The sequence below is a fragment of the Vibrio sp. CUB2 genome, from assembly GCF_001557945.1.
Taxonomy (GTDB): Bacteria; Pseudomonadota; Gammaproteobacteria; order Enterobacterales; family Vibrionaceae; genus Vibrio; species Vibrio owensii.
Genome location: NZ_LNRB01000001.1, coordinates 446,462 through 471,643 on the forward strand (window position 1 = coordinate 446,462; position 25,182 = coordinate 471,643).

Here is a 25,182-nt window from a genome sequence, read left to right on the forward strand (position 1 = left end):
CCACCTAATGGAAAGATTAAAATTTGTTCATGACGTTTTTTATTCACCCTTCTCACTCCATTGTAAAAACTGTCTTATCGATCACATTACTTCTTTTAACATTGATAATTTCTCCTTAATAGATGTGCAACTCTTTCTGCATGGGATCAATACCACTGGCTTTTAAGTGACCAAAATCACAAATAAAGGGCGTAGTTGATGGCATTTACATCAACTCTCGAGAATTAGGAAGTGGATCAAAGTAAGAGGCATTTCTGATGTCGTAACATCCACAACGACTCGCAAGCTTGTACACTTTTTATACAAACTAGAATTTAGTGGTGTGAGTCAATTTCTAGTTTCGCTAGCTTAAAAGATTTAAGGACAGAATTAATAATGTGGATTCCATCTAAACTTACTCGCCCTGGCCGATTGCATAATGCGATCGTCCGCCCGCGAGTATTGGACTTACTACAACAAGCGCCTTACTACAAACTGGTACTGTTTCGCTCGCCAGCTGGTTACGGGAAAACCACCATGGCAGCACAGTGGTTGTCAGATAAACCCAACGTAGGTTGGTACAGCATTGATGACAGTGATAACGACGGTTTTCGCTTCGTTAACTATTTGCTGCAAGCTTTAAACAAAGCCACCAACTACAACTGCTCCAACGCACAAAAATTGGCTGAGAAACGTCAGTTCTCTTCTTTACGCTCTTTATTCAGCGAAGTTTTCGCTGAGATGGCGGATTTTCAGCACGAGTGTTACGTCGTATTAGATGATTATCACCTGATCACCAACGACGAAATCCATGAATCGATGCGCTTCTTCTTAAAGCACATGCCAGACAACCTAACCGTTGTTGTCACAAGCCGTGCAGCTCCGCCGCTGGGGACGGCGAACCTGCGTGTACGTGATTTGATGATCGAAATTGGCAATGAAATGTTGGCATTCGATACTGAAGAAACCACGCGCTTCTTCAATCAACGCATTGCCGACGGCATCGATGAAGACATGGCAAACAACCTACGCACCTATGTGGAAGGTTGGCCATCAGCGCTGCAGCTTATTGCGCTGCAAGCTCAGCATCAAAACCGCACATTGGCGCAAACCGTAGAATCTGTTTCTCAATTCAATCACGCTCACCTTTGGGATTACTTGGTCGAGGAAGTCTTTGATCTCTTAGATAAAGAGACACGTCACTTCTTGATGCAGGTGTCGGTACTGGACCACTTCAACGATGAGTTAGTGTTTGCACTGACCCAGCGTGAAGACGCACTGGGCATGATTGAATCGCTCAACCGCTACGGCTTGTTCATCTACCCATTGGAAGGCGAGCAAAACTGGTTCCGTTTCCACAACTTGTTTGGCGAGTTCTTGTCGCATGAGCGTCAGGCGCGTATTCCTCAACAAGAAAAAGACCTTCACCGCAATGCCGCGGTTGCTTGGCTAAAGCAGAAAGCACCACATCAGGCGATCCACCACGCTCAAAAATCTAACGACACCGATTTGATCGTTGAAATTTTGAATGAGTTCGGTTGGAAGATGTTCAACCAAGGCGAGTTAACAACGCTAGAGTCTGCCATCAACCAACTTGATAAAGATCTGCTGTTCAGCCATCCAAAATTATCGATGCTGCGAGCTTGGCTAGCGCAGAGCCAACACCGTTACAACCAAGTTGGTAAGCTACTAGCAGAAGCAGAAGAAGAGCACAAAAAGCGTAATATCGAACTCGATACGGGCTACCAAGGTCAAGCCAATGCCCTACTCGCTCAGGTCGCGATCAACAGCAACCAACCAGAACATGCATTGGAACTTGCCGAGCTTGCGCTTAGCCAACTTGACCCAACCGTATACCGCAGCCGTATCGTAGCGACATCGGTCGTCGGTGAAGTTAACCACGTATTAGGTAAGCTCGATCGTGCATTGCCAATGATGCAACAAACCGAAAAGCTGGCTCGCCAATATCAGGTTTACCACCAAGCGTTGTGGGCAATCTTGCAGCAAAGCGAAATCATGATTGCGCAAGGTTACGTTCAAGCAGCATTTGAACTGCAAGATTCAGGCTTCCGTCTGATCGAAGACCAGCAGCTTCAGCACGTACCTCTTCATGAATTCTTGCTGCGTATTCGCGCTCAAGTTTTGTGGTGCTGGAACCGTTTGGATGAAGCAGAAGAATGCGCTTACAAAGGTTTGCAGATTCTGGAGAACCACTCGCCAAGCAAGCACTTACATAGCTACTCAATGTTGGCTCGTATTGCGATTGGTCGCGGTGAACTGGATAAAGCAGGCAAATTCATCGAACACATCCAGCATTTGATGAAACAATCGACTTACCACGTCGATTGGACAGCCAATGCCTCACTTTCTCTGATCTTGTTCTGGCAAGCACGTGGGAACACAGAAGCGATTCAAGAATGGTTGAATACCGCCGTTCGTCCTGAATCAGCGTGTAACCACTTCCAGCAACTACAGTGGCGTAACATTGCTCGTGCTCATATCAACCTTGGTCAATACGACGAAGCACGCCAAGCTTTGGACTTCCTACAAAGCGAAGCGCGACGTACGAACCTAGTGACAGACACAAACCGCAACTTAGTCGTAGAAGCGGTATTTGCTGCGCGTCAGAAAGATGAAGAGCAAGCCAAAGCATTGCTAAAAGAAGCACTAGTGATGACCAACCAAACCGGTATGGTTGGCAACTTCTTAATCGATGGTGCAACCATTGGCGGGTTGTTAGAAAAGCTAAGCCTTCGTCACGAACTGGGGGATTTGGAACGTCACCGTGCTCAGCAGTTAATGAAAGACATTTCATCTAACCAGCGTAGCCGTTCTATTCACTTCGATGAGGACTTTATCGAGAAGCTAGTCAATCACCCGAATGTTCCAGAGTTAGTTCGTACTAGCCCACTGACTCAACGTGAATGGCAAGTACTTGGTCTGATCTACTCTGGCTTTAGTAACGAGCAAATCGCGCAAGAGTTGGATGTGGCAGGCACAACGATTAAGACTCACATTCGTAACTTGTACCAGAAACTCAACATTGCCAACCGTAAGGAAGCAATCGTCACAGCAGAGAACTTGTTGCAGCTGATGGGTTACTGAGCAGGCTAAATAAATTAGTGCTAAATACGAGGGTTGGCGTTATGCGTCAGCCCTTTTTTATTGCTAATTAATCGTTGAAAAGTGCAAATTGCAAAGCACGTAGGAAACGTTGTACATATATTCCAGACAAAAAAATAGCCAACCGCAATTAAGGCGATTGGCTTATGTATGATGTGAACAATGTGTATTCACTAACAACGTCAGTTGGCTAGGTGACCCTCGGCTTAAGAAGGGTCGAAAAGAATTATGCATTAATCATGCCAATTTGAAAAGCATTATTTTTGGGCACAAGATCTCATATCAAATCTTGTTACAGCCTTAATTTTTGCATTATGCAAAGCCAGAATGCAAAACGCAGTTGCAAGACGCAATCTAGTCACATAAGTGATAAATAAATCATCAATTAGCCAGATTCACGAGATTTATTGTTTAATTAGGTTAATTTAGACAGTGTTGAGCGATTTATATTTCACTCTATTCACCCCAACAAATCTCGTTTATCGCCCTGTTTTTATTTGTAGGAAATCACTAAAGCTCTTCTGTTTCTCTGATAAGCAATCATTTCGATATCTTCCGAAACACTATTTCATACTTTTTTGACATCAATGTTTGTATACTCACTGCCATCAACATGACTTAGTACTTGAGAAATGAACTATCTAATCACCTACTTTAAAGGAATGGCCATGGGTGCAGCCGATGTTGTCCCTGGCGTATCAGGCGGCACCATTGCATTCATTACGGGCATTTACGACACGCTGCTAGAAAGCATTCGACGTATTAACCCATCACTTTTCTCGATTTGGAAAAAAGATGGCTTCAAAGCCGCATTTAACCATATTAACGGCTTCTTCCTGATTTCACTGTTTGCGGGCATTTTCACTAGTATCGCAACATTGGCAAAACTGATCAGTTGGCTATTAGAAACTCACCCGATTCCAATTTGGTCTTTCTTCTTCGGCCTGATTTTGGTGTCGGTCTATCACATCATTCGCCAAGTAGAGAAACGCGATGCGATTCGCTTTGTTGCCCTCTTGATTGGTATTGGCTTTGCCTACAGCATCACGGTACTCAAACCACTTCACATGGAGCCAACTGCAATCAACACCATTCTTGCAGGTGCGATTGCGATTTGTGCAATGATTCTACCGGGCATCTCAGGCAGCTTTATTTTGCTGTTGATCGGTATGTACGCTCCTGTGCTAGGCGCAGTGAAAGGGTTTCAAATTGATATCCTTGCCTTGTTCCTTGTTGGCTGTGTGGCTGGTCTATTGTCTTTCTCTCACCTGTTATCTTGGTTACTGCGCAAGTTCCGCGATTTAACGTTGATGTTCCTAACAGGCTTGATGATCGGTACGCTACCAAAGATCTGGCCTTGGAAAGAGACGCTAACATGGCGTACGAACTCAAAAGGCGAGCAAGTGCCATTGCTAGAGCAAAACCTGTCACCGTTTGAGTTTGAGCACATCACGTCTCAACCATCGCAACTGGTGTTAGCTGTGATCATGATGCTAGCAGCTATTGCTCTGGTACTTGGTTTAGAAAAGTTTGCGGATTCAAACAAGTAAATCAAAACCACAATTCCATCATTTAAGAAGCGGAGCCATTGGCTCCGCTTTTTTTATTTACGCTTTACAAACAATAGGTTTCAAATAGATGGGGATAGTGCACAATTTGTTGAAGTTACGAGTTTTCGTACATTCCATCTGTGCTAGGATGCACACAATGTTAAGTGATAAATACTGAATCTTAATGAAAGTGTTACAAATCGCAGGGATAGCCGTTGCACTGGTTGCTGGCTTTTACGCGCCTACCCTGATCAAAAACTTCTCTTCAGCACCCGAGCCTAAGTCGCTCGATGAATACTGTTTCCTCTCTACTGAACCTTGCATCCAACATGATGTTGCGATGACGCTTAGCGTCGATACTGCTCAACCTCTGATCCCCGCTCAGCTCGAAGTCGAATGGCAAGACAGCGAAGCGGATCAACTTGTATTAAGTTTGGTTGGTCGAGAAATGGAAATGGGCGAGCCAAAATTCATGCTGAAGAAAGTGGCGCCGGGTAAATTCGTGGGCGATGTGACATTGCCCGTTTGTACACAAGATTCGATGACGTGGGTTGGTGAGCTTTCCGACGGTAAAGACACCATCTACCCAGCCCTCAAAATGCAAAGATAAGGAATTGATATGAGCCGTAATTGGTCTCTCTTTCTCGTGGTTGCTTTTGTCCTCGGCTTTGGTACCAAAACGTATCTAGATGGACAAAAAGACGTAGAGAAAAAACAGCAAGTCGCGACCGAACAAAGCGTGTTGTTCGGTGAAGGTGATAAACCTGTCGATATCTTCGATACCAGCGATGATCGCATTCGCATTGTTTACTTTGGCTTTACGCGTTGCCCAGACGTGTGTCCGACCTCATTAGCCATGCTAGCAGGCGCACTCAATCAAATCGACGATGCGCAAAAAGCACAGTTGCGCCCGATGTTCATCTCGCTTGATCCAGAACGCGACGAAGCAGATGCATCCGCCAAGTACGCCCACTACTTCCACCCTATGATTGAAGGTCTGTCAGCGCCACTTGATGTGACCACCCCACTTGCTCACAAGTACGGTGTCATTTTCCGTAAAACGGAGCTAGAAGGCTCAGAGCTAAAATACACTCTCGACCACAGCTCTTACTTTTACTTCTTGAAGCCTGACGGCACACTCATCACTAAAGTGCCACACACCTTAACGCCTGCGCCAATTGTCGAGGCGATAACCAAACTGACTGCAGAAGGAAAAACCAATGAAAGCTAAGCATGCAATCAAAACGTTAGCCCTCTCCGCCCTACTTCTAAGCCCTTTGGCACAAGCAAACCTCAATGTAATGCCACACGAGCCGTATGCACGAGCCATGGCGCCAGGTGCTGTGACAAGCGCTGTGTTTGTTACCTTTGCTAACCGAAGCCAAGAAGACATCAATATCGTTGCAGCAGAAACCCCAGCGGCAGGCAAAGTCGAGCTGCACGATGTGATTAAAGAAGGCGATATGATGAAGATGCGTCAGGTAGACCACATCACGCTAGCGGCAAAAGAGACTACCGAGCTAAAACCGGGCAGCCTGCATATCATGCTATTCGACCTTAAAAAGCCGCTTAATGAAGGCGACGAAATCGAGGTGACAGTGACTTACGACAACGGCCAAAAGCAAAGCTTTACCGCACCAGTCAAAAAAGTCATGGCAGGAATGAAAAAGCACGAACATCATCATTAATGCTTCTTCACTTCATCGATTCAAAGCTCCTCCAACGTGAGGAGCTTTTTTATTCCCCTCTCTTTTCTCTAAGCAGTATTCGCCAAGCTATCAATGCATGATTTTGTGTCCTAAATCAGAGCGAAACAGCCGCAGCTGAGATATAAACAAGGCTTTGCTGCCAAACGAGTTTCTCGCGATGTTAAAAGCCCTTTCTCGCATCTTCAAAATGCTGACGCACGTAAATCCAAATCTGGAACAAGATGTCGACACCATCATTGACGCTATCGGTGGCATGGATAATTTGGTGGAAACCGGAGCTTGTGCGACAAGGCTACGCCTCACACTAAAAGACACTGCAATCGTGAATCAAAAAGCATTGAAAGCACACGGAGCACATGGCGTGGTGATCATCGATGAGCGACATATCCAAATCATCTACGGCGTAAAAGCCAATACCTATTCACAAGAGATGGAAGAACGTCGAATAAAACACATATAAAACGCAAAGGAGTTGTAAGAATCGAATCACAGCCGCTATACTCCGGCCGTTAACTCACCAACTAAGAGGAAATATGATGTTAAATATAGGACTAACTGTAACATATGATATATAGTGATTAATACCTAACTCATAACGATCACATATTGAAGGTGCACATTATATGATTTCAGTTAGTTCCACATCAGAATTTAAGATCAAGGGTTTGGTATATCCTAACTTCCCTCTGTTGCTTTGGTCTCACACAAATGAAGATATTGGTACTGAGTCAGGCGCTCTCTTTTGTGAAGGTCATCAGTTCTTAGAATTTTTGTTAATTAAAAATGGAAGAATTAATAGTAGAGAGTCATGGAAGACCTATGCGGCACACCTAGTAAGTTTCTTCACCTTCATTGAGGATAATGGGCTGGATTGGACTGATATTGCCGATGATGGCATTACTGAAATGATTCTAGCTGTCTACCGTGATGCCTGCCTTGATGACGGGATGAAGGCTAACTCTGTAAGTCAACACCTCTGAACCATTGTGCGCTTCTATCAATTTGCGGTTGGTCAAGGTTGGGTGTCAGAACTTCCTTACTCACTGGTTAGTATTAAAACAAGCAAAAACAAGAATCACTTTCTTGCACACACCAAGAATGATTCTGGCGAAGTTCAAAGCCCTGACATCATGCTAAACACGCCTAAAAAGCTTCCAAAATTCCTGTCAAAAGAAGAAGTGCAGGAACTTTTAAGTGCCATCAAAAACCCAGTAGTCAAACTCATGACAAGGCTCTGTCTACAGACAGGAATTCGAAAGAAAGAGTTACTCCTGTTTCCCTTGAACCTGATGCGTAAACCAGTAGAAGGTAGAGCCATCTACAGGGTTGAAATTAACCGAACCAAGGGTGAAAAAGAGCGTGTCATACACATTCCTCACCGCCTTATGAAAGACCTGTGGAATTACACTCAAACCACTCGCCACGAGCAAGTGATGTCACACGGTACAGATAAAAAAGGCAACCCTGTATTCCAGAGTGATTTGTTATTCCTCAACACAAATGACAATAAAGAATGGGCGCTAGGCTCTGGCTTCAATAAGGCTCTGAATGATTTAGGGTTAGATTTTAAGGTAAACCCTCACAAATTGCGTCATTCCTACGCATGTCACACGCTAAAGGGTTTGCAAGAGCGTAAGCAAGGCAAATTTGAACCGCTGATGTATCTACAGAGAAGGCTTGGGCATTCAAGCATCACTACCACTATGATATACCTCGAAATCGTGAATGACTTGATGGACGATTTGGCGCTGGAATATCAAGACCAAATCAATGAAATTTCTGTTCAAGAGTTATGCGCATAATAAACATGTCGTAAGCCAATATAGTTTCACCACAATGAGGGCACTCAAATTCTTCATTGGGTTCAATACACTCATCTTCGAGCCAATCCCAGCCAATTTGTTTTTCACAAGTAGGACATCTCATTCAGTCATCCTTATTCATTCAAATACAATTCCGCCATACCATCGAGCTTGCTTTTCACTTCTTTCCACTGAGGCATCACGCTGGTTAATAAGCGCCAGAAGCGTTCACTATGGTTGTATTCCGCGATGTGGCAAAGCTCATGTAAGATCACGTAATCAATGCACTCTTTAGGCGCTTTAATCAGATGAGGGTTGAGCATCAATGTGCCTTTGGCTGAACAGCTTCCCCATTGTTTTTGCATCGGCATAATGCGAAATGAAGGGATGCCCTCTACCCACGTAGCCTGCGGTAAAAGCTCAGCCAAACGTTCGTGGAAAACCCGTTCTGCACGAACGCCATACCAACCAGATACCAGTGCTTTGACGAGCTTTGGCTTATCTTCGTTAAAGCGGTTAAGCGTGACTAACAGCTTACCTCGTTCCATCTTCACGCTGGAAGTGGCATCTTGGTCTTCAACCACCTTTAACACATAGCGGCGGCCTAGATAGAATTGCATCTCACCACTCACGTAGTGCTTGGTTTGCACATATTCTAAATGAGATCGGAACTCGACCAGTGCATTCCAAATCCATTGAGCGCGTTGCATGACCGCCTCATGGATTGCTGATTTTTCAGCATCTTGAGGCGCAGTGACAGCGACTCGGCAATCTGGATGCACTCGGATGGTGATTTTCTTTTTCTTGTCTTCAGCAAATACCTTGCGGATCACCTCATAGGTAACAGCTTCATCACCATAGATGAAGCTGTATTCCTCTGTATTGCCTTCTTGATGATTAACCGAAGTCATGCTTAGTGACCTGACTTATTGTTACCAGACAGGCCAAGACGGGTGATCTGAATGACATCTGTGATAATGGCTTGCGCTTTGTCGATACCAACATCATTAAACAGCAGTGGCAGCAGTCCTAAACGGATCTGGTTTTCAATCTCTGATGGGTTAATTGAAAACTCGGCAACCGCCTTACGCACAATGCCATCAATGTCTAACGCATATTGAAAGCATTGCTCTTCGGTTAGAGGTAACGGCTCTCCCCCATTTTCTTTTAGCAACCCATGTTTTAAGAACAGACCATAGTAAGCTTGAACATGGCGTTTTATTTTAGGGTCAAGTTCTGCGAAGCGATCGGTCGGCATTCCAGCTACCTCTCGATCTTTAACCTGCTGCTCGAAATCTGCAAACAGAAGGTACTGTTTTACAGGGCTGTCAAACATCTCCTTGGTTTTCTCGATAGCTTGCTTTAACAAGTTTGAGAAATACTCTTGCGCATACGGATCATCCGCCAAATCTTGCTCAATCATCTTGGTTACACGACCTGTGATGACATCCTTTTTGTTATTGGCTTCATCATCGGTCATTTGCTCTGGTTTGGCATCTTTACCCATGTTGCCAACCAGATAAGCGCCTTCTGGCTCTTCAATCGACACACCTGCAATGTGCTTGTCTAACATGGCGCGAATATTTTCCGAATACTCGTCGTAGTCCACGGTTTCCTCTGCATCTGCACGTACTTGTTGACGCAGTTGGCTCATGGATTTCAACGTGTTTTTATAAAGCTGACGCTTATCATCAAAGCTCTTATCTTCAAAGTAAGTAGCCGATTGCAGAGCTACTTTTAAGCAGTTAGCAAACGCAGTCAGCGCATCATAAAAATCATTACGCAGCTTTAAGTTGGTATCTGTCAGTTGACCATCAATCGTATCAATTTTAGGTGCCAAAGCTTGACGCAGTGCTTGTCCATCTTGCTTGTTCTTCACACCAGAAAAAATTGCCCATAGGTCATCATACAAACCTGGCAACTTCTTGTATTCGGTGTCCATGCGGTTATACAAACCTTTGAGATCATCGATATCAAAGCCGCCTTGGGTACGCTCAGCTAAATCTTGGTATTTCTCAATAGTGGTATCCAATTCACGTAAGATGCCACGGTAATCAATCAAATAACCGAACTGCTTTTTGCTGTGTAGGCGGTTAACACGCGCAATGGCTTGAATAAGGTTGTGCTGCTTTAATGGCTTGTCGATATAGAGCACTGTGTTTTTAGGCTCATCAAAGCCTGTTAATAGCTTATCGACCACGATCATAATGTCGGGGCCTTCATCCTTTTCAAATTCTTGGATGATGTGCTTGGTGTAGGCTTTTTCATCGCTCCAGCCTTTCTGTGCGACGTTCTCTTTCCACCAATTTTGCACCAAATCGGTGCTTTCACTATCGACGCTATCGTGTCCCTCACGGGTATCAGGTGGCGACATCGCAACCACAGAAGTGACTTTACCGATTTGATCGAGCAGCTTCTTATAGCGGATTGCAGAGGCTTTAGAATCACATGCCAGTTGTCCTTTCAAACCTTGCTGCTTAAAGTTTTGAAAGTGATCAGAAATGTCGTGCGCAATTAGCTCTAAGCGCCCTTCGGTTTGGTAGATCTGACCTTTTTGCGCAAACTTGCGTTTTAAGTCTGCACGTTGCTTTTCCGATAGGGTATCGGTAATACGGTTAAACCATGTATCAATGGCTTTATCGTTGGTGCTCAGATCAGGAATACGCTCTTCGTACAACAGCGGCGTAACGGTGCCATCTTCGACGGCTTGCTGCATGGTGTATGAGTGAATGATCTTACCGAATTTGTTCTCGGTTTTATCGTCTTGCAGTAGAGGCGTACCTGTGAAACCGATATAAGCCGCTTTTGGCAAGGCTTGCTGCATTCGGATGTTGTTTTCACCGTTTTGGCTACGGTGTCCTTCATCCACTAATACGATAATGTCAGGGCTATCGTTGTAGCATTCAGGTAGGTTAATCGCCGTACCAAACTTGTTGATGATCGAGAAGATGATGCGCTCATTGCCTTTACCGATTTGCTCAGCAAGGCGTTTACCTGTGGTTGCCATTGCCTCTTTTTTGTCTTTATCTGACAGTGCGCCGCCAGAGGCAAAGGTGCGAGCAAGCTGATCTTCTAAATCCACACGGTCAGTCACAACCACAACGCGACATTTCGCTAACTCTTTTAGCCAAATCAGTGCTTTTGACAAAAACACCATCGTGAATGATTTGCCTGAACCTGTGGTATGCCAGATCACACCGCCGTTACGTGCTCCCTTCTCATCAAAAGAGGTGATGCGCTCCACTAAGGCTTTGATACCAAACACTTGCTGATAACGCGCAACAATCTTGCCTGCTTTTTTATCAAACAGGGTAAACAGGCGGGTTAGTTCTAGTAAACGGTCATGGCGCAGCAAGGATACTAACAAGCGATCTTGATCTGTCACCACCAAATCACCGCCTGCAATCAGTGATAGATATTCATCTTTGGTTGCTGGCGTACGATGGCTGAAAATCGCATTCAGTTGCGCGTCATTCAGTGGCGTGTTCTTAAGGCGTTCAAAGGTGCTTTCGGTGATTTCTTCTTCTTTCCATTTCGCCCAGAACTTCTCAGGTGTGCCGCATGCACCGTATAAACCATCATGACCATTGATGGATAACAACAGTTGGCTGTAAGCAAACAGATGAGGAATTTCATCTACTTTTTGGTTGCGGATGTTTTGCGAAATACCTTCGGTGATGGTGGGTTTGCCATTGATGCTGCTATCAGGGCGTTTTGCTTCTATTACCACCCAAGGCAAGCCATTAACGAAACAGACCACATCAGGAATGCGTTTACCTGTGCCACGGGCGTTATCGACTTCCATCTCTTCGGTGAAATGGAATTGGTTGTTTTCAGGCGTGTCCCAATCGATGATTTGAATGGTTGGGTTGGCTTTTTTACCCTCAACAAACTCAGTGACGCTAATGCCGTAGGTTAAGGCGTTATAGAGCTTTTCATTGGCGGCTTTAAGCCCTTCATTCATCGCAGGGTTAGCCAGCTCTTGTACGATTTTATCCATCGCAGCTTGCGATAAATGGCGTTCTTTACCCATGAATGAATAGGTTTTGAAGCTTAGTACCTTGCGTAACACCTGCGGCAAAATCACCGTGGTTTTGTTACCACGCATCACCATACATTCACTTGGTGGAATAAATTGGTAGCCAAGGTTTGTAAGCAAAGTTAGTGCAGGGATTTTTGCACTTTGCTCTTCACGGAAGTTGGGTAAGTTGCCTGACATTGCTATCTCTTAATTTGTCGATTCGTTCTAATTTTTTTGTATTTAATGGTGCTTACGACTTTTGGCCTGATTGAAATCGATAACGTTATTAGGAATGCTGCCAATTCCTTCGTAGTATTCATTCATCGCTTGGTTAAGTTCGGCATTCATCTCCTCCAGATAGCTGTCATCGGGAATCCCATGCTTAACCATTTCGGCGTGCATCATCTGTCGGCGTAGAGAACTAAATAACTGGCGGATCAGTTTGTCCTCGTTGTCGCCCAACTCACTATAAGTTTGCATCCAATCAATGAACATCTCTTCATCGGGATGAAAGTGATCTTTTTTCTGCTTGGTCGAGCGAATTAAACTGTTAATCCACTCATCAAAGCTTGCTGACTGCTCATGCCCTTCAGGTAGAGAACCCGCTTGGTAAACTTGGTCTTCAAACTGCCAAGCAACATCATTGATATGACTTTGTACGCTGCGGTCACCGCGTTGGCAAAAGTAAGGCTTAGGATGAAGTTTGATGAACTCATTGAACATCTCTTCAAAGCTCTCTTCATCGCACATCTCGAACTCTTCACCAAAGAACTGCATGTTGTTAAATAGTCTTTCAAGTAGTTGATTAGTGAACTCGAGCCAATCCCCTTTTTGAATGCTAACAAACACCATGGAATAACGAGTTTCAACGTGCATGGCAATCAGTACTTTCTTTCGTTGAACGTTTACCGCATGAACCAGCCAAGCACTCATCGGTGGTTGGGTGCTGAACGCATCTACTGGTTCAGAATTACTGATAGAATCCGTTGGCGGCGCTTCCAATGGAGAGACTTTTTTGCCATTACGTTTAACTGTGAAGAAGTCCGCAGCGGCTTTAGTACAGTTGAAAACTAACATTGTGTATTACCTAGCTTTTAGTAAACCTATGTGAGGCAGTGCATCACATAGGTTTAGAGAGTGGATTAAGCGACTTCGGTTTCCGCAACTCGCACGCGACGCTTACCCGTCAACAACTGCTGCATCAACGCCTTTTTCTCTTGCTTGAAGAGCACAAGCTTGGCTTCTAACAACTCGATTTCTTTATCGGCAGCGGTGAGAACTGAGGCAATTTTTTGCTGTTCTTCAATTTTAGGTACTCGCAACTTCATTACTTCAAGATCTTTAGGGTAAATATGCGGTTGTGCTCCGCCACTTTGCATAGAGTAAATGCGTATTTGGTTTAGTTGTAACCATTGAAAAATAAACCCAAGATAATTGGCAGGTTTTGCTGTTACGACTGAACAATCAGATGCCCATATTTTGTAAGGGTGGTATGACACATATCCAGCGTAAGCTCCACTTGCACTGACTGTAATAACATTTTCATGAGTAAAATCGACATGTGAATATGGACTACTTTTACCACCTGCAATAACAGGGTAACTACCAGCTACAAGGTTTTTAGCGCTTAGGGCTTTTCCTTTTTTAATCGAAGCGATATTTGAAAGATGAGTATTTTCCCACTCCCCCTCAAACGCTTTACCCGTTTCAGGATCAACCAAACGCTTTTTACCCGTCAACAACTGCTGCATTAAGGCTTTTTTCTGCTGCTTGCTGGCATCAATCAGCTTTTCAGTGGTTGCAATGCCGCGATCCCATGTCGAAAGGACTTGGGCGATTTTGCGTTGTTCTGGGAGTGGGGGGACAAGTATTGGTTGATTATCAATGTCTTTCTTTTGAACATGTAAAAGAGTGGCTTTAAAACCATGTGCTTGAGCTTCAATCTTATTGGTAACCCATCTCAATGATTCATAGAGCCAATCTTGATCAACTTGATCTTGTGCATAAACCTTATAAATATGTTGGTTCAACACACCACGTTCTTTTTTCCAGATGAATGGCCCGAAAGATACCCCTTTAGTGCCAGCCCATGAAAACAACAATTGTCCTGTTTCTACTAACCACTTTTCGTTTACTTCACCAGAGTAATAGTTGAAGTTTTCGCTACCATTCAAATTTTGGATACGAATGATTGGTAGGCCTTTCGTATCCCACTGATGCGGCTTAAAGCTATTTCCATTTTGAAGAGTACAAATGTCAGAAATCTGTTGCTTGCTCCAACCATTAGGCACCATAACCCAACTCCTCTAGGTAGCTCGCCATTTCTGCTTCTAGGTCAGCTAGTTTAGTTTGCAGCGCCAAACGCTCATTGCGCACTGCCATCAAATCGATTTCCGCTTCTTCTTCAAAGGTATCGACGTAACGAGGGATATTCAGGTTGTAGTCGTTCTCACGGATCTCATCAAGGGTTGCCACATACGCGTATTTATCCACGTTGTCGCCGCTGCGATAGGTCTTGACGATCTTGTCGATGTTTTCTGCCGTCAGAACGTTCTGGTTTTTGCCAGACTTAAACTCACGCGAAGCATCAATGAACATCACATCCTTGGTGTCTTTTTTCTTCTTGAAGATCAAGATTGCCGCTGGAATGCCTGTACCAAAGAACAGTTTTTCAGGTAAGCCAATCACAGCATCTAGCAAGTTTTCTTCAATCAATTGTTGGCGAATTTTGCCTTCACTCGATGCACGGAATAGCACGCCATGAGGCACAACCACGCCCATACGACCAGTCTCTGGTTTTAGAGTTTCAATCATATGCGAAATGAATGCGTAGTCACCTTTGGTTTTTGGTGGCACACCACGACGAAAACGACCAAAGTGATCACTTTCTGCGTCTTCATGTCCCCATTTATCTAACGAGAACGGCGGGTTTGCGGTTACTACGTCAAAGTGCAGTAAGCCACCGTTAGTATCTTGAAGCTTAGGGTTACGAATGGTGTCGCCCCATTCAATGCGGTGGTTGTCTTCGCCATGCAGGAACATGTTCATTTTTGCCAGTGACCATGTAGAGCCAATCGCTTCTTGACCAAACAGGGCATACTGCTTAGAGCCGCCAAAGTTCTTTTGAACTTGCTTACCACATTTCATCAATAGCGAGCCTGAACCACACGCTGGGTCACAAATACTGTCGCCTTGTTGTGGCTCTAGGATGATAGAAAGCAGATCCGATACCTCTGGTGGGGTGTAGAATTCACCTGCCGATTTTCCGCTACCTGCGGCAAAGTGTTTGATCAGGTATTCGTAAGCGTTACCAATCACATCCAGCGAACCAACACGGCTTGGACGTAGGTTTAGGGTTGGCTTACCAAAGTCTTCCAATAAATGGCGTAGTATGTCGTTCTTTTGCTTCTCATCACCCAGTTTATCGGTGTTGAAGCTGATGTCTTGGAATACGCCTTTTAATTTGGTGCCGTTGGCTTCTTCAATCGCGTGCAGCGCTTGGTCAATACGAGAGCCATTACCTGCTTCAAAACGGGCCTCGTACAAGTCCCAGAAAGTTGAACCTGCTGGAATTTTGAATGATTGGCTCGCCAGCATCGCTTCAACCATATCGGTGTTACCAGCGAACTGGGTAGTAAGTTCTTCTACTTTGTCTTGGCGTACATCTGAGATGTATTTTAAGAACAGCATGGTCAAGATGAAGTCTTTGTAGATGGATGGGTCTACGGTGCCACGGAACGTATCGCACGCCGACCAGACGGCTTTGTTGATTTCATCTTGGTTGATAGTAGAGTTTGGCATTAAGTTATCTCGAATAGCGTTAAATTTTTTCAATTAGCGATGCTGCAATGCGTTTAAATGAGGCAAAGCAGGTATCAAAATCATGGGGTTCGGTGTTAAACACCATTGGCGTGACAAAGTCCTGAAAGCGTTGGCGGAAAACTGGGTTCTCCTCAAGCTCTTTAAGGCCAAGTAGCAGTTCTTGTTTGGGGTTGGCAACAAACTCGGCATGTTGATTGCCAAAGCGGACAATATCTTCTTCCAATACCGCTTTGAATAGGCCGACAATCCCGTTGAGTTTAGGTATTGAGAGCTTTGTTATGCAGTGCACATCGTAGATATGGCGAACTAAAGCAACATCATCGGTTCGCTCCGTATTGCGTTTTACCGACATTGTACGGCGCAGCATTGAAATAATTTTTTCAACCAATGTGGCATGGATAGAGACGCAATCAAATGCACTCACTTCTTGTGGTTGTTGGTACAACTCTGCTACCAGAGATTGAATGCTGCGCGACTCCACATCCAGTAATGGAATGGTTTCGATTAACTCTAACTTGATGATGGGGCGCAGGCAGGGCGCTTGACTAAACTGCTGCGGGTATTTAAGTTCAAACTCGACGTAGCGGTACTCATCTCGCACAGAACGCTCTTCAACGGTAAATAGCTCTGACTGGGTGATCGCCTGTTCAATCTCATTAACACATGCCTTTCTCGCGGCTTTCTTTTTTGCTCGACTCAGTTCATCAAATGCTGGGTTGGGGATGAGTTTTATATCCACATCTTCCGACATTCTTAGAATTTTAACGTTTGATTTCGCCAACGCAGTGCCGCCAGAAAAGACCATTTGATGATGCTCAGGACAAACTTTCGCTAGCTCAGCCAGTAAAGCAACGACCCAGTAATCTTTTTCAATAATGGCTGGGTTTCCGAGCTCAAGCGCATCGGAAACCTCAAGGAACTGTTGTTTTAGTGTGTTCATACTAACTTGGTAAGTTCAGCACACGGCTACCGACCACCAGTTTGCGATTAAACTGTTTTGGGTCCCATGAATACTGAATAGAAGATGGAATTTGGGTGCTTGAACCTGAAAGACTTTGTAGCGATAGACTATCCATCTCAAAATCAACGCCTTTCATTTTAAGAATTTCTCGCATAAGGGCATCGGTACCACCTGGATTGGTGGGCATGGGCTTACCTGTGAGGCTATTGATTCTTGCTTTGGTATACAAACCATAACCAAGCTTCATTAGTTCCCCTTGCTGCACAAGCTGCCTAAGTGCCCGACCTATTTGGTCGTAACTTGCAAATCCATCAAAGTCTTTGCGTTCAAATACATAACGTCTTGAACGCTTTATCTTTTGACAAATGCGGTCTACTGCTGTCATTTGAACCTCCTTACGTACAATAACAGCAGTATAACTGACCGTGTACATTCAAGGAATAGATACGGCATGACAGAACGAAGAAAAACGGCATCGCCATACACCTAAAAACAAATAAGTTAATGTAAATAAATAACTTTAAGTGACGATATTCTAATTCAGCCATTGCCAATAGCAAATGCTGACCTAGTTCAAGAATCGGTATTCTCAGAGATCTTTAATGCATCTTCTATTTCAACACCAAGATAGCGAATGGTATTGTCGAGTTTTACGTGTCCGAGCAATAATTGAACCGCACGTATGTTCTTTGTCCGTGCATAAATGAGTGTTGCTTTCGTTCGACGCATTGAGTGAGTACCATACTGATATGAGTCGTAGCCAAGTTTTGCTGCCCAACGACGAATGATTTTAAGATAACGGCTATAGCTCATGGATTTACCCTGCTTTCTGGAACTAGGAAACACGTAATCTGACGCGGTAATTTGGCTTTTCATGATCCACTGTGCTAACGATTGTGCTGTACGGGAAGTGATCTCAAACTGCACCTCTCGCCCCGTTTTACTTTGACTGTAGAGCACACGGTCTTGAATAACACCGCCAGAGGATATGTCTCTCACTTTCATTCTAAGTAAATCGCATGATCGTAACTTGCAATCTATGGCGAGATTCAGCAAGGCGAGTTCCATGATGTTTTCTTCGATTTCGAGCCGAGTACGAATTCGCCATATGTCTTCAAGCTTGAAAGGCTTTTTCTGCCCAGTTAGATGACCTTTCTTCGTCCACATAATTGACCTCCAGTCTAAGTTTAGAAGTGGCCTTAGTAAGGTTAGTGGGTGGTATACAGAAGAAGTGGTGCTGGTAATTAAGAAGATGCTTGACGGTTGGTTGTGGCTACTCTAGTCTCGCTCCCCTTCTTGGTGCCTTTTTAAAATCCGTCCAAGACTTTCGATGAGGCACCTTGAGGAAGAATAGAGGACGTTTTGTTCTCTTTGGCGGCTTTTGTACCATTCTAATGCAGCGATTGGCAGGATTTGCAAAAGCCGCTTCTTGCTAATAGGTAGCATTCATCGTTTAAGGCTTTGTTTATATATCTTTCGCAATGTAGCACGATTCATTCCAAGCATTCGTGCGGCCTGAGCCTGATTGCCTCGGGTATGCAGCAAGAGCACTTCGACAATCGTGCACTTCACTTCTGGTAGTAATTGGCTGAGATCGGGCGCTGCATGCTTTTTATCTGCAATGCCTGTCAATTCAAGCTCTTGTTTCACACATTGAACCACCTCATCCTTCGTTATTAAGGTCGTCATACTTTTTCCTCTTACTTTTTTCTTCTTTGAACGATGTATAGCAATGTGCGACTAAGCGCCCTTGTTGGGTTTTGTAAGGCAAACCAGAATTACCAATGTTGATCCTTTTTCGCCAGACTACAAGTGCCTCTAATGAGCTCGCAGCGTTTATTTTTCGCTGTATTTTTTCGAAGTATCCGTCAAAGCTCATGAATTAAGCGCATCTGTATAGAAAATGAATAAGCTCGGAGTCCGAATTAACAGGAAAGTTCCCTAAATCTTTTGTTAATTGGGATGAGAGTAAGATCACAGCCTTTGTAGGCAGAGTGCTCATCCGTGCCATAGATTAAGATGATTTCTCTTACCGCGATAGCTAATAGCCTTATTGTTACCTGAGTCACACTTTTACAAGGTCTGACGTGCAAGGTTAAAATCACAAAATAACGAACCCTTCCTTCGCTTTAAAAGCCCTAAAAGTGCTTTGAAAAGGAAATATCGTGCAATTCACTACCGCGAATCACTTTTTCACCGCATAAAGAATAAGCGCCTTGATTCATTTCGATTGTTAAAATCCAAAGTTATTTGTTTTATGGAAACAGCAATGAAATCGTCGCAACCTGATGCTTCAAAAGAGGTCTATCCACGAATCGGTAAAGTCTATGAAGTTCACTCAGATAAATCTCGCGTTAAAGTCAATTTTCACGGGAATCCAATCGGTCAGCCTATATGGGCAGTCATAGGCCGAGCGTTTAAAGCTTCTGACATAGATCTCGCTATTGATAACCAATTGAACTGTCAAATCAACTTTATGGATGGCGATCTTAGCCTTCCTATCCTTGTTGACATCTTCACCTCTCTACTAGAGGAAGACCTATTGATACTCCGAGCCAAAAACATGGTTGTTCAAGGCGATGAAAGTGTCGTCCTACGCTCAGGGGAGACTCAAGTATCAATGACGGCGAAAAGTGGCACGGTTAAAACCACCGCCCAAAACATCAATACATCGGCAGATAAGCTACAAAAAATTCAAGCGACCAAAGTGCGCTTAAACTGATTGAAAAGGAAAAAATTATGGCATCAACCATCGGCGCTAATGGGCTGAGTATTGTACATAAAGGCTCAGGCGGTGAAGCGAATGCGTCTGTGCCGGACGTCTGTTTAACCAAAGTCGGAAAGCCTGTCGTTCCTATTCCGTACGGCAATAACGCTAAATCCGCCGATTTGGTGGACGGCTCAACCAGTGTTACTGCCGATGGTGGCAATAGTATTGCACTACAAGGCAGTAAGTTCTCAAAAAGTACAGGTGATGCCGCTGGCGATAAAAAAGGCGTGAGTTCAGGAACCATTGAAGGAGAAGCGCAGTTTGTGACGTCTTCTCCGAATGTTCTTATCGAAGGAAAAGGAGTGGCGCGCCAGAGTGATCAAATGACCATGAACAATGGCAATACCATGTGTTTTGGCGTACAGAACCCATCTTTCTCGGTCGAAGAAGATCTTGAAGAGACCTTTATCATGGACGTTTGCGTACGTCATCCAAATGGTCAAAGACTGGTGAATGCGCCATTTAAACTCAGTGATGAGCAAGGTTCGACGGTATATGAAGCCACTTTGGATGATAAAGGGCGCAGTGATGCCGACCCGCTCAAAGGTGGCAAGGTCAAACTGCTGGTCGAAGAGAGTCAAGACCCGTTTGTGGTGACTCCGGTTCGTCGCGATAACCCTCGCCATCTAGACAGCCAATCGGATGATGATTTTTTCAATATCGCTTCCAAAGGTCAACGCGGCTTTTGGCAGCCAACCAGAATTGAGACCGTTGGCACGGCTTGGGGCAGTATTGGGCAAACGTTGAGTAGCGATCGCTATTTCCAAGACATGGTCAGTGCCGAGGTCATTCAGCACTTTACCCATTATCACCCAGATACAACATTCGATGTATCAAAGACCTGTGATGCACTCATTGGCAACCTTGATCAACCCTTGCCGCATACCACCGAATCGCTGCTCGCTTACACCCTGCCTCAAGTTCTAGAAGAAGGAGAACTACTGTCGGTACTGCTGAGGTTAGCCCCGCATGAGACCACTGACCGAATGCTGGCGTACATGCGTGCGCGAGGTAAAGGCAACCCACAAACCTATTTGGCTGACTACGATTGGCAAGCAGCAGAAAAGAGCATCAATAGTGAACTCGACGCGCTGCTTAACAAGCTGAAAAGTCGGTTAACCTTCTTACGTGATGAAGCCAGCAAACTGCAATACGCATACCTGTCTGAGGATGTGTTCGATAAGCACATCGATACGTTAAGCTCGTACATGAAGCTACTACCCGACCTCATCTCAGGTGTGTTCAGTAAAATGCAAACCAAAGCCAGCGAGCTTCTGGCGAACACAGATAACGTAAAGGTCATCAAAGCGGCAGACGACTTGCACTCGATTGAGAGTGAATCGATTGAAGCCGTTGTCAACACCACGAAAACCATCGACACGGTCGAGCCATTCATGAACGAAGTGGCTGGTGTGATTGAGAATGTCATTCCGATTTATCCGGTGCGTTATGGCTACGCGAATTTCTTTGACGAATTGATGCCAGCGCAAGCTCCGCCGAGCATGTTAGAAATGAGCGGAGCTACCGGGCTGAAAGACACCGGCGGCTATCTGCTTCGCCTTCTACGCGAGGGCTGGTTGTACATCAAAGAAGAGAGCGAAGAAGAGACCGCGCCTTTTCACATCTTCAAATATGCGCAAACCCAAACCGCGACAGGCGTGATTGAAAAGTTTGAGAAATACTATTTCACCAATGAAGAAAACGCTCAAGAGGGATTAACACTCGATACCTCATCGGGTTCCACCTTCTATCCTTTTGCGTTTGTGACGCCAAAAGCGAAAAAGATTTCCATCGTTTACTCTGAGCACGAATGGTCTGCCGCCATCATTGATAACATGAACAACGATGAAGAGTTGCGCAAAAAAGCGATGCAGCAAGTGGATTTGACTGCGCAACAAACCGAATTTAGCCAAGCGGCTACACAAGATAACCTCAGCACCTTGGTGGAAGATTATCGCAATAACAATGAAAAGTGGTTGGCAGACAAAGACAGCGCGAAGCCGATGCCCCATGGCCTTGACTTGGCGACCTCCACACTAAGTTATCACCTTACGGCTGAAGGTATTGTAGAAACCATGCAAAAAAGCCATAGCGAGCATAAAGATGGCGCTTTGGTGGCTTTGTTTGACCCAGTTGGTCGTCAACGTGATATCTCAAAAGTTATCTCGAAAAATGTCGCTGAGCAACAAGCCTATGTCAATGTCAACAAATACCCTTTGACGATTGGTCAGTACGCACAGTCATGCCTTGAAAGCGATATTCCAGAAGTCAAGAAAGCAGCAGAGGAAAACCTTAATACGGAAAGGCTCCCAATATTTTTGAAAGCTTACCAAAGAGAAATCCATAATAAGAAGAAAGAACGTAAGACATTGCTCGCTCTAATGGACTATTTTGTTGCAGGTCAAGGCGCTGAAGATGAGGTTGGTTCGCTTACTTGTTATCTAAGACACTACTTTGATATTCGTCAGCAAGGCATTATCGATCCTGCTGCTGAGATGGGTAAATTGCTGCTCCTTCTTGGATCGCTTTTTGAAGGCGTGACCGCAAGTGAAGAAGGCATTGAAAACATGGATAGATGGGTTGGTGAAGCCTTTCATACAGAAGAACTCACCCCATTAGATAAGGTGTGGGGAATTTCTTTAAAGGCCGTTCAGATCGTATTTCTTCAGCCTCAAGATCAAATAAATTGGCATCATGCTGTTCCGCCAGTATTAACTTCGATAGGCAATTACTTGGCTCGTATACAAGCTGAGTTCACTTATGGCACTAAGTTACTGGGAAATTCTGGGTTAGAGTGCTTTTATAGAGCAACCTTACCATCATTATTTGATGCCTTATTAGGGGTTCGGTTTACGGGGAATCGACTCAACATGGCGCTCGATGACATCGAAAACTTAATCGATAAACAAACGGGTCAAAAAAGCTCAATCAAATCAAAAGTGCAATTTGGCGAAAAGCTGCTCAATTGGTCTGAAATGAAAGCAAACCAATCAGAGCAACGTATTTTCGAATTACTAGAAGCAGAGCCAACAGCATCAGCGCCTGAATGGCTCAAAAAGCTGGCCGATAGGCTTCCTACCAAAACACTTCTCCATTTCGCACAAGAAAGTGCAGGTTTAGGGCTGACCTATTGGTCGTATCAAGCAAATGTGAATACCATCAATGATCTTTTGGCTCAAACACAATTCGATACACTCGACCCCGTCAATGATGACAAAGAATATGCGTATCGTGCGGTGAAAATGTTGTCCACGCTCGCGGCGATCACCGCAGACAGTATTACTCTCAGTCAGTACAGTGCTAAGGGAGTAAATATTGCAGCACGTGAGGCTGAGAGGGCACTTCTTGCTCTTCAAAAGCAGTTACCGAATATGAGTAAGCAGTTAGCTGAAAAGCTCGGAGTGCGCAGTTTACAAGCTTACAGTCAGCGTTTAGATACGCGTCTATCGGCAGCGCCGATAAAAGGACTTGTTGTCGGTGCAAACGTGGCAATGTCATTTGTTTACTTCTGGGATGTTTTTACTAGTTATAGGTCAGGCAATAAACAAGCTTCTCTGGGCTATCTGACCGGTGGCGTCTCCAGTCTATTGGTTGCATTTTCGGCCATCGGGGGCCCTGTTGGAGCCGTATTGCTCGCCGTTGGTCTTACAGGACTTTTATTTAGTGCATATCAGATTGGCCGATATGGCAAAAATAGTTTCGAAAACTTGCTCTACAGCTCTTTCTGGGGAACAAGTGAGTATTATCCGTTTTGGAGTGATTTTAAAAAGCAAGAAGACATTAATACTATTCAAGAGAGGCTGGATGTTATCACCGCTGTGGCATCTAATAACAACAAGGCTGTGACATCTGATAACATTAAATACTTTGATGCGGCATTGAACATCGAGTCTCAGGAGTTTTTAAACTATTTTTACGCGCCCAAACTCACTATCGTGGACAGCAGTATTCGTCCATATGGCTCAGAGCCGTATCGATACAAGCTCAGTTACGTATTCGTCTTGCCGGATTTTAAAATGAACGTATCTCAACTGCATGGCTCGATTTATCGTGAATTGGATGATGCCAAATACGCGGCTTATTCAGTACCTGAGCCCGATAAGGCCATGACCGAAAATTTCAGGATCGCGTTGGCGGCGGCATTTGAAGATAGGACGTTATGTATCGCCAAAGAAGACGGTCTGCATGTCACGGTTAATGTCGAGTTTTCGCATCCGGCTCGTCTGATCTGGTGTTACGAACCGACACCAAACACAGTGGTGCCAAAACGCTATTTAACCAACAGCGGCTACATAAGCACGAGTCAAATAGGCATGCTTGATGAAAAACCAAACACTACACCTTGGGGAAAATAAATGAATCGCGGCTCTAAAGGAATATTCACAACAAAAGCGCAACCTTTTTCAAAGTGGTGGGCGCAATTTCGAGCAGAAGTGATCGTTGTTCCGATGGAAGACCCACTCGAACCTTTTATGAGGGTCAATGATAACCTGTTGACGTTAAGGACTGGCTATCATACTCGCCGTAATACCATTGTCGTGCCATGGATGCTGATGCTAACCGTGTTGACCCTGTATTTTATCTACGACTCTAGCTACCAATATGATTTTGAAGCTCACAAGGCTCAGGCAGGGCGTATGATCGAAAGTTATAGTGAAAACAAAGCCAGATACATAAGCTACCTTTCCGACGCTCAAAAGGAAGGGGATAAAGAAGAAGAGGATATTTTTCGGCGGGGGATAGCTCTCGCTGATAATGCCATTAAAGGCTACAGCATCTATTTTGAGCAAGACGGTGATGTGTCATTGTTTACACACATGAGAGCGCTTAAGCAACTTGGAGAGCTAGATCATTTCCTTTTCGGTATTGGCCTTTTTTCTTTCATGGGCGCTTTATCTTTAGGTATGTGGTTGCTTTTCTTGCTGAAACCTCAAGACGCGGAAGTTTACTTTGATCGAAACAGACAAATTGTCTACTCGTGGCGACATGGAAGGGTTGGCGCGGCGTCATTTGACAAAATGGGGATATTAGAAAATCACCTTGGTTTAAATATCGTATTGCAGTTTGAGAACAAAAACCTGACAGGCTACCGACCGATGGGAATCGTGGGCATTGATATCGGAAAGCTTTCTTTTCATCGAGAGAGTGATATGACTTACCCATTAGCTCAAATCTTAGCGTTTATGGAGCATGGCAAAGAAGCTGTGATTACAGGTGAGTCATTTACAAGGGAGCCAGCAAAATACTTCTTACGCAAGGATAAAAAGCCGGATAACTTTGAACAGCGTGTTGAAGCGGCCCTCGCAGCTCAAGATGATCTCGTATCCCACTACCAAACGAACCGAGTGAGAGGTCATGCGATTTGAGGTTTGAGAATAATCTCGTTAAGGTAAGTTAGTGCAGCAGGACTAACTTACCTTTATTTACCCTCCAGAATATATATTC

At 44.5% G+C, this 25,182-nt stretch carries 20 protein-coding genes; 11 read left to right on the forward strand and 9 right to left on the reverse strand.

Translation table 11 applies throughout. The features are described from left to right. The first annotated feature begins 375 nt into the window (after window positions 1-375). From malT to ATB78_RS02060, 8 genes are all read left to right on the forward strand, one after another. Window positions 376-3,084 (forward strand): HTH-type transcriptional regulator MalT, encoded by a 2,709-nt coding sequence (malT, locus tag ATB78_RS02030; protein WP_009706506.1) that lies wholly within the window; start codon window positions 376-378, stop codon window positions 3,082-3,084. Window positions 3,085-3,734: 650 nt separating this feature from the next. Further along, the gene (locus ATB78_RS02035) at window positions 3,735-4,652 is read left to right on the forward strand and encodes a DUF368 domain-containing protein (RefSeq protein WP_005437870.1); all 918 of its coding nucleotides are present in this window, start codon (window positions 3,735-3,737) and stop codon (window positions 4,650-4,652) included. Window positions 4,653-4,836: 184 nt separating this feature from the next. After that, a complete protein-coding gene (locus ATB78_RS02040) occupies window positions 4,837-5,262 on the forward strand; it encodes a hypothetical protein (protein WP_005437869.1) in 426 nt (141 codons plus the stop codon). Between the two features lie 9 nt (window positions 5,263-5,271). Next, window positions 5,272-5,883: an SCO family protein gene (locus tag ATB78_RS02045; protein WP_009706507.1), complete on the forward strand. Its 612-nt coding sequence runs from the start codon at window positions 5,272-5,274 to the stop codon at window positions 5,881-5,883. Continuing rightward, the gene (locus tag ATB78_RS02050) at window positions 5,873-6,340 is read left to right on the forward strand and encodes a copper chaperone PCu(A)C (RefSeq protein WP_061007685.1); all 468 of its coding nucleotides are present in this window, start codon (window positions 5,873-5,875) and stop codon (window positions 6,338-6,340) included. The genes ATB78_RS02045 and ATB78_RS02050 overlap by 11 nt, the downstream gene beginning before the upstream one ends. A gap of 178 nt (window positions 6,341-6,518) precedes the next feature. After that, window positions 6,519-6,821: a PTS glucose/sucrose transporter subunit IIB gene (locus ATB78_RS02055; RefSeq protein WP_009706509.1), complete on the forward strand. Its 303-nt coding sequence runs from the start codon at window positions 6,519-6,521 to the stop codon at window positions 6,819-6,821. Between the two features lie 163 nt (window positions 6,822-6,984). Continuing rightward, window positions 6,985-7,341, forward strand: coding sequence for a hypothetical protein (locus tag ATB78_RS30040; protein ID WP_240537355.1), 357 nt, complete (start codon window positions 6,985-6,987; stop codon window positions 7,339-7,341). Window positions 7,342-7,383: 42 nt separating this feature from the next. Beyond that, window positions 7,384-8,163 carry a tyrosine-type recombinase/integrase gene (locus tag ATB78_RS02060; RefSeq protein WP_240537356.1) on the forward strand — a complete coding sequence of 260 codons (780 nt, stop codon included), beginning with the start codon at window positions 7,384-7,386 and terminating at the stop codon, window positions 8,161-8,163. 134 nt (window positions 8,164-8,297) lie between these two features. Here the strand turns inward: ATB78_RS02060 and ATB78_RS02065 are convergent, their stop codons facing one another. The 9 genes from ATB78_RS02065 to ATB78_RS02105 all read right to left on the reverse strand — a co-directional run bounded on the left by ATB78_RS02065 (window position 8,298) and on the right by ATB78_RS02105 (window position 18,656). Then, window positions 8,298-9,074, reverse strand: coding sequence for a SprT family zinc-dependent metalloprotease (locus tag ATB78_RS02065; protein WP_061007686.1), 777 nt, complete (start codon window positions 9,072-9,074; stop codon window positions 8,298-8,300). Window positions 9,075-9,076: 2 nt separating this feature from the next. Continuing rightward, window positions 9,077-12,382: an HsdR family type I site-specific deoxyribonuclease gene (locus ATB78_RS02070; protein ID WP_061007687.1), complete on the reverse strand. Its 3,306-nt coding sequence runs from the start codon at window positions 12,380-12,382 to the stop codon at window positions 9,077-9,079. Between the two features lie 42 nt (window positions 12,383-12,424). After that, on the reverse strand, window positions 12,425-13,261 hold the full coding sequence (locus ATB78_RS02075) for a hypothetical protein (RefSeq protein ID WP_061007688.1): 837 nt from the start codon (window positions 13,259-13,261) through the stop codon (window positions 12,425-12,427). Window positions 13,262-13,326: 65 nt separating this feature from the next. After that, a complete protein-coding gene (locus tag ATB78_RS02080) occupies window positions 13,327-14,478 on the reverse strand; it encodes a restriction endonuclease subunit S (RefSeq protein ID WP_061007689.1) in 1,152 nt (383 codons plus the stop codon). Beyond that, complete coding sequence (locus tag ATB78_RS02085) at window positions 14,468-15,985, reverse strand: type I restriction-modification system subunit M (protein ID WP_061007690.1); 1,518 nt, start codon at window positions 15,983-15,985, stop codon at window positions 14,468-14,470. Before ATB78_RS02085 ends, ATB78_RS02080 begins: the two co-directional genes overlap by 11 nt. 19 nt (window positions 15,986-16,004) lie before the next feature. Continuing rightward, window positions 16,005-16,946 (reverse strand): nucleotidyl transferase AbiEii/AbiGii toxin family protein, encoded by a 942-nt coding sequence (locus ATB78_RS02090; protein ID WP_061007691.1) that lies wholly within the window; start codon window positions 16,944-16,946, stop codon window positions 16,005-16,007. Between the two features lies 1 nt (window position 16,947). Then, window positions 16,948-17,352, reverse strand: a complete 405-nt coding sequence (locus ATB78_RS02095) for a DUF6088 family protein (protein ID WP_061007692.1) — start codon at window positions 17,350-17,352, stop codon at window positions 16,948-16,950. A 188-nt stretch (window positions 17,353-17,540) separates the two neighbouring features. Then, window positions 17,541-18,134: a tyrosine-type recombinase/integrase gene (locus ATB78_RS02100; RefSeq protein ID WP_061007693.1), complete on the reverse strand. Its 594-nt coding sequence runs from the start codon at window positions 18,132-18,134 to the stop codon at window positions 17,541-17,543. Between the two features lie 279 nt (window positions 18,135-18,413). Continuing rightward, window positions 18,414-18,656 carry a helix-turn-helix domain-containing protein gene (locus ATB78_RS02105; RefSeq protein WP_061007694.1) on the reverse strand — a complete coding sequence of 81 codons (243 nt, stop codon included), beginning with the start codon at window positions 18,654-18,656 and terminating at the stop codon, window positions 18,414-18,416. Between the two features lie 580 nt (window positions 18,657-19,236). Between ATB78_RS02105 and ATB78_RS02110 the strand changes: the two genes are divergently transcribed. The 3 genes from ATB78_RS02110 to ATB78_RS02120 are packed head-to-tail and all read left to right on the forward strand — an operon-like array spanning window position 19,237 to window position 25,103. Then, the gene (locus ATB78_RS02110) at window positions 19,237-19,689 is read left to right on the forward strand and encodes a hypothetical protein (RefSeq protein WP_021018079.1); all 453 of its coding nucleotides are present in this window, start codon (window positions 19,237-19,239) and stop codon (window positions 19,687-19,689) included. A 17-nt stretch (window positions 19,690-19,706) separates the two neighbouring features. Next, window positions 19,707-24,092 (forward strand): PAAR-like domain-containing protein, encoded by a 4,386-nt coding sequence (locus ATB78_RS02115; protein WP_061007695.1) that lies wholly within the window; start codon window positions 19,707-19,709, stop codon window positions 24,090-24,092. Then, the gene (locus ATB78_RS02120) at window positions 24,093-25,103 is read left to right on the forward strand and encodes a hypothetical protein (protein WP_061007696.1); all 1,011 of its coding nucleotides are present in this window, start codon (window positions 24,093-24,095) and stop codon (window positions 25,101-25,103) included. It begins immediately after the preceding gene. Window positions 25,104-25,182: the final 79 nt, after the last annotated feature.

What these genes read in the sequence shown, in the direction of transcription:
- ATB78_RS02115 (WP_061007695.1), top strand. Translation starts at nt 19,707, where the DNA reads ATGGCATCAACCATCGGCGCTAATGGGCTGAGTATTGTACATAAAGGC.
- ATB78_RS02120 (WP_061007696.1), top strand. Translation starts at nt 24,093, where the DNA reads ATGAATCGCGGCTCTAAAGGAATATTCACAACAAAAGCGCAACCTTTT.
- ATB78_RS02040 (WP_005437869.1), top strand. Translation starts at nt 4,837, where the DNA reads ATGAAAGTGTTACAAATCGCAGGGATAGCCGTTGCACTGGTTGCTGGC.
- ATB78_RS02090 (WP_061007691.1), bottom strand. Translation starts at nt 16,946, where the DNA reads ATGAACACACTAAAACAACAGTTCCTTGAGGTTTCCGATGCGCTTGAG.
- ATB78_RS02050 (WP_061007685.1), top strand. Translation starts at nt 5,873, where the DNA reads ATGAAAGCTAAGCATGCAATCAAAACGTTAGCCCTCTCCGCCCTACTT.
- ATB78_RS02110 (WP_021018079.1), top strand. Translation starts at nt 19,237, where the DNA reads ATGAAATCGTCGCAACCTGATGCTTCAAAAGAGGTCTATCCACGAATC.
- malT (WP_009706506.1), top strand. Translation starts at nt 376, where the DNA reads ATGTGGATTCCATCTAAACTTACTCGCCCTGGCCGATTGCATAATGCG.
- ATB78_RS02055 (WP_009706509.1), top strand. Translation starts at nt 6,519, where the DNA reads ATGTTAAAAGCCCTTTCTCGCATCTTCAAAATGCTGACGCACGTAAAT.
- ATB78_RS02065 (WP_061007686.1), bottom strand. Translation starts at nt 9,074, where the DNA reads ATGACTTCGGTTAATCATCAAGAAGGCAATACAGAGGAATACAGCTTC.
- ATB78_RS02045 (WP_009706507.1), top strand. Translation starts at nt 5,272, where the DNA reads ATGAGCCGTAATTGGTCTCTCTTTCTCGTGGTTGCTTTTGTCCTCGGC.
- ATB78_RS02035 (WP_005437870.1), top strand. Translation starts at nt 3,735, where the DNA reads ATGAACTATCTAATCACCTACTTTAAAGGAATGGCCATGGGTGCAGCC.
- ATB78_RS30040 (WP_240537355.1), top strand. Translation starts at nt 6,985, where the DNA reads ATGATTTCAGTTAGTTCCACATCAGAATTTAAGATCAAGGGTTTGGTA.
- ATB78_RS02075 (WP_061007688.1), bottom strand. Translation starts at nt 13,261, where the DNA reads ATGTTAGTTTTCAACTGTACTAAAGCCGCTGCGGACTTCTTCACAGTT.
- ATB78_RS02105 (WP_061007694.1), bottom strand. Translation starts at nt 18,656, where the DNA reads ATGACGACCTTAATAACGAAGGATGAGGTGGTTCAATGTGTGAAACAA.
- ATB78_RS02070 (WP_061007687.1), bottom strand. Translation starts at nt 12,382, where the DNA reads ATGTCAGGCAACTTACCCAACTTCCGTGAAGAGCAAAGTGCAAAAATC.
- ATB78_RS02085 (WP_061007690.1), bottom strand. Translation starts at nt 15,985, where the DNA reads ATGCCAAACTCTACTATCAACCAAGATGAAATCAACAAAGCCGTCTGG.
- ATB78_RS02095 (WP_061007692.1), bottom strand. Translation starts at nt 17,352, where the DNA reads ATGACAGCAGTAGACCGCATTTGTCAAAAGATAAAGCGTTCAAGACGT.
- ATB78_RS02100 (WP_061007693.1), bottom strand. Translation starts at nt 18,134, where the DNA reads ATGTGGACGAAGAAAGGTCATCTAACTGGGCAGAAAAAGCCTTTCAAG.
- ATB78_RS02080 (WP_061007689.1), bottom strand. Translation starts at nt 14,478, where the DNA reads ATGGTGCCTAATGGTTGGAGCAAGCAACAGATTTCTGACATTTGTACT.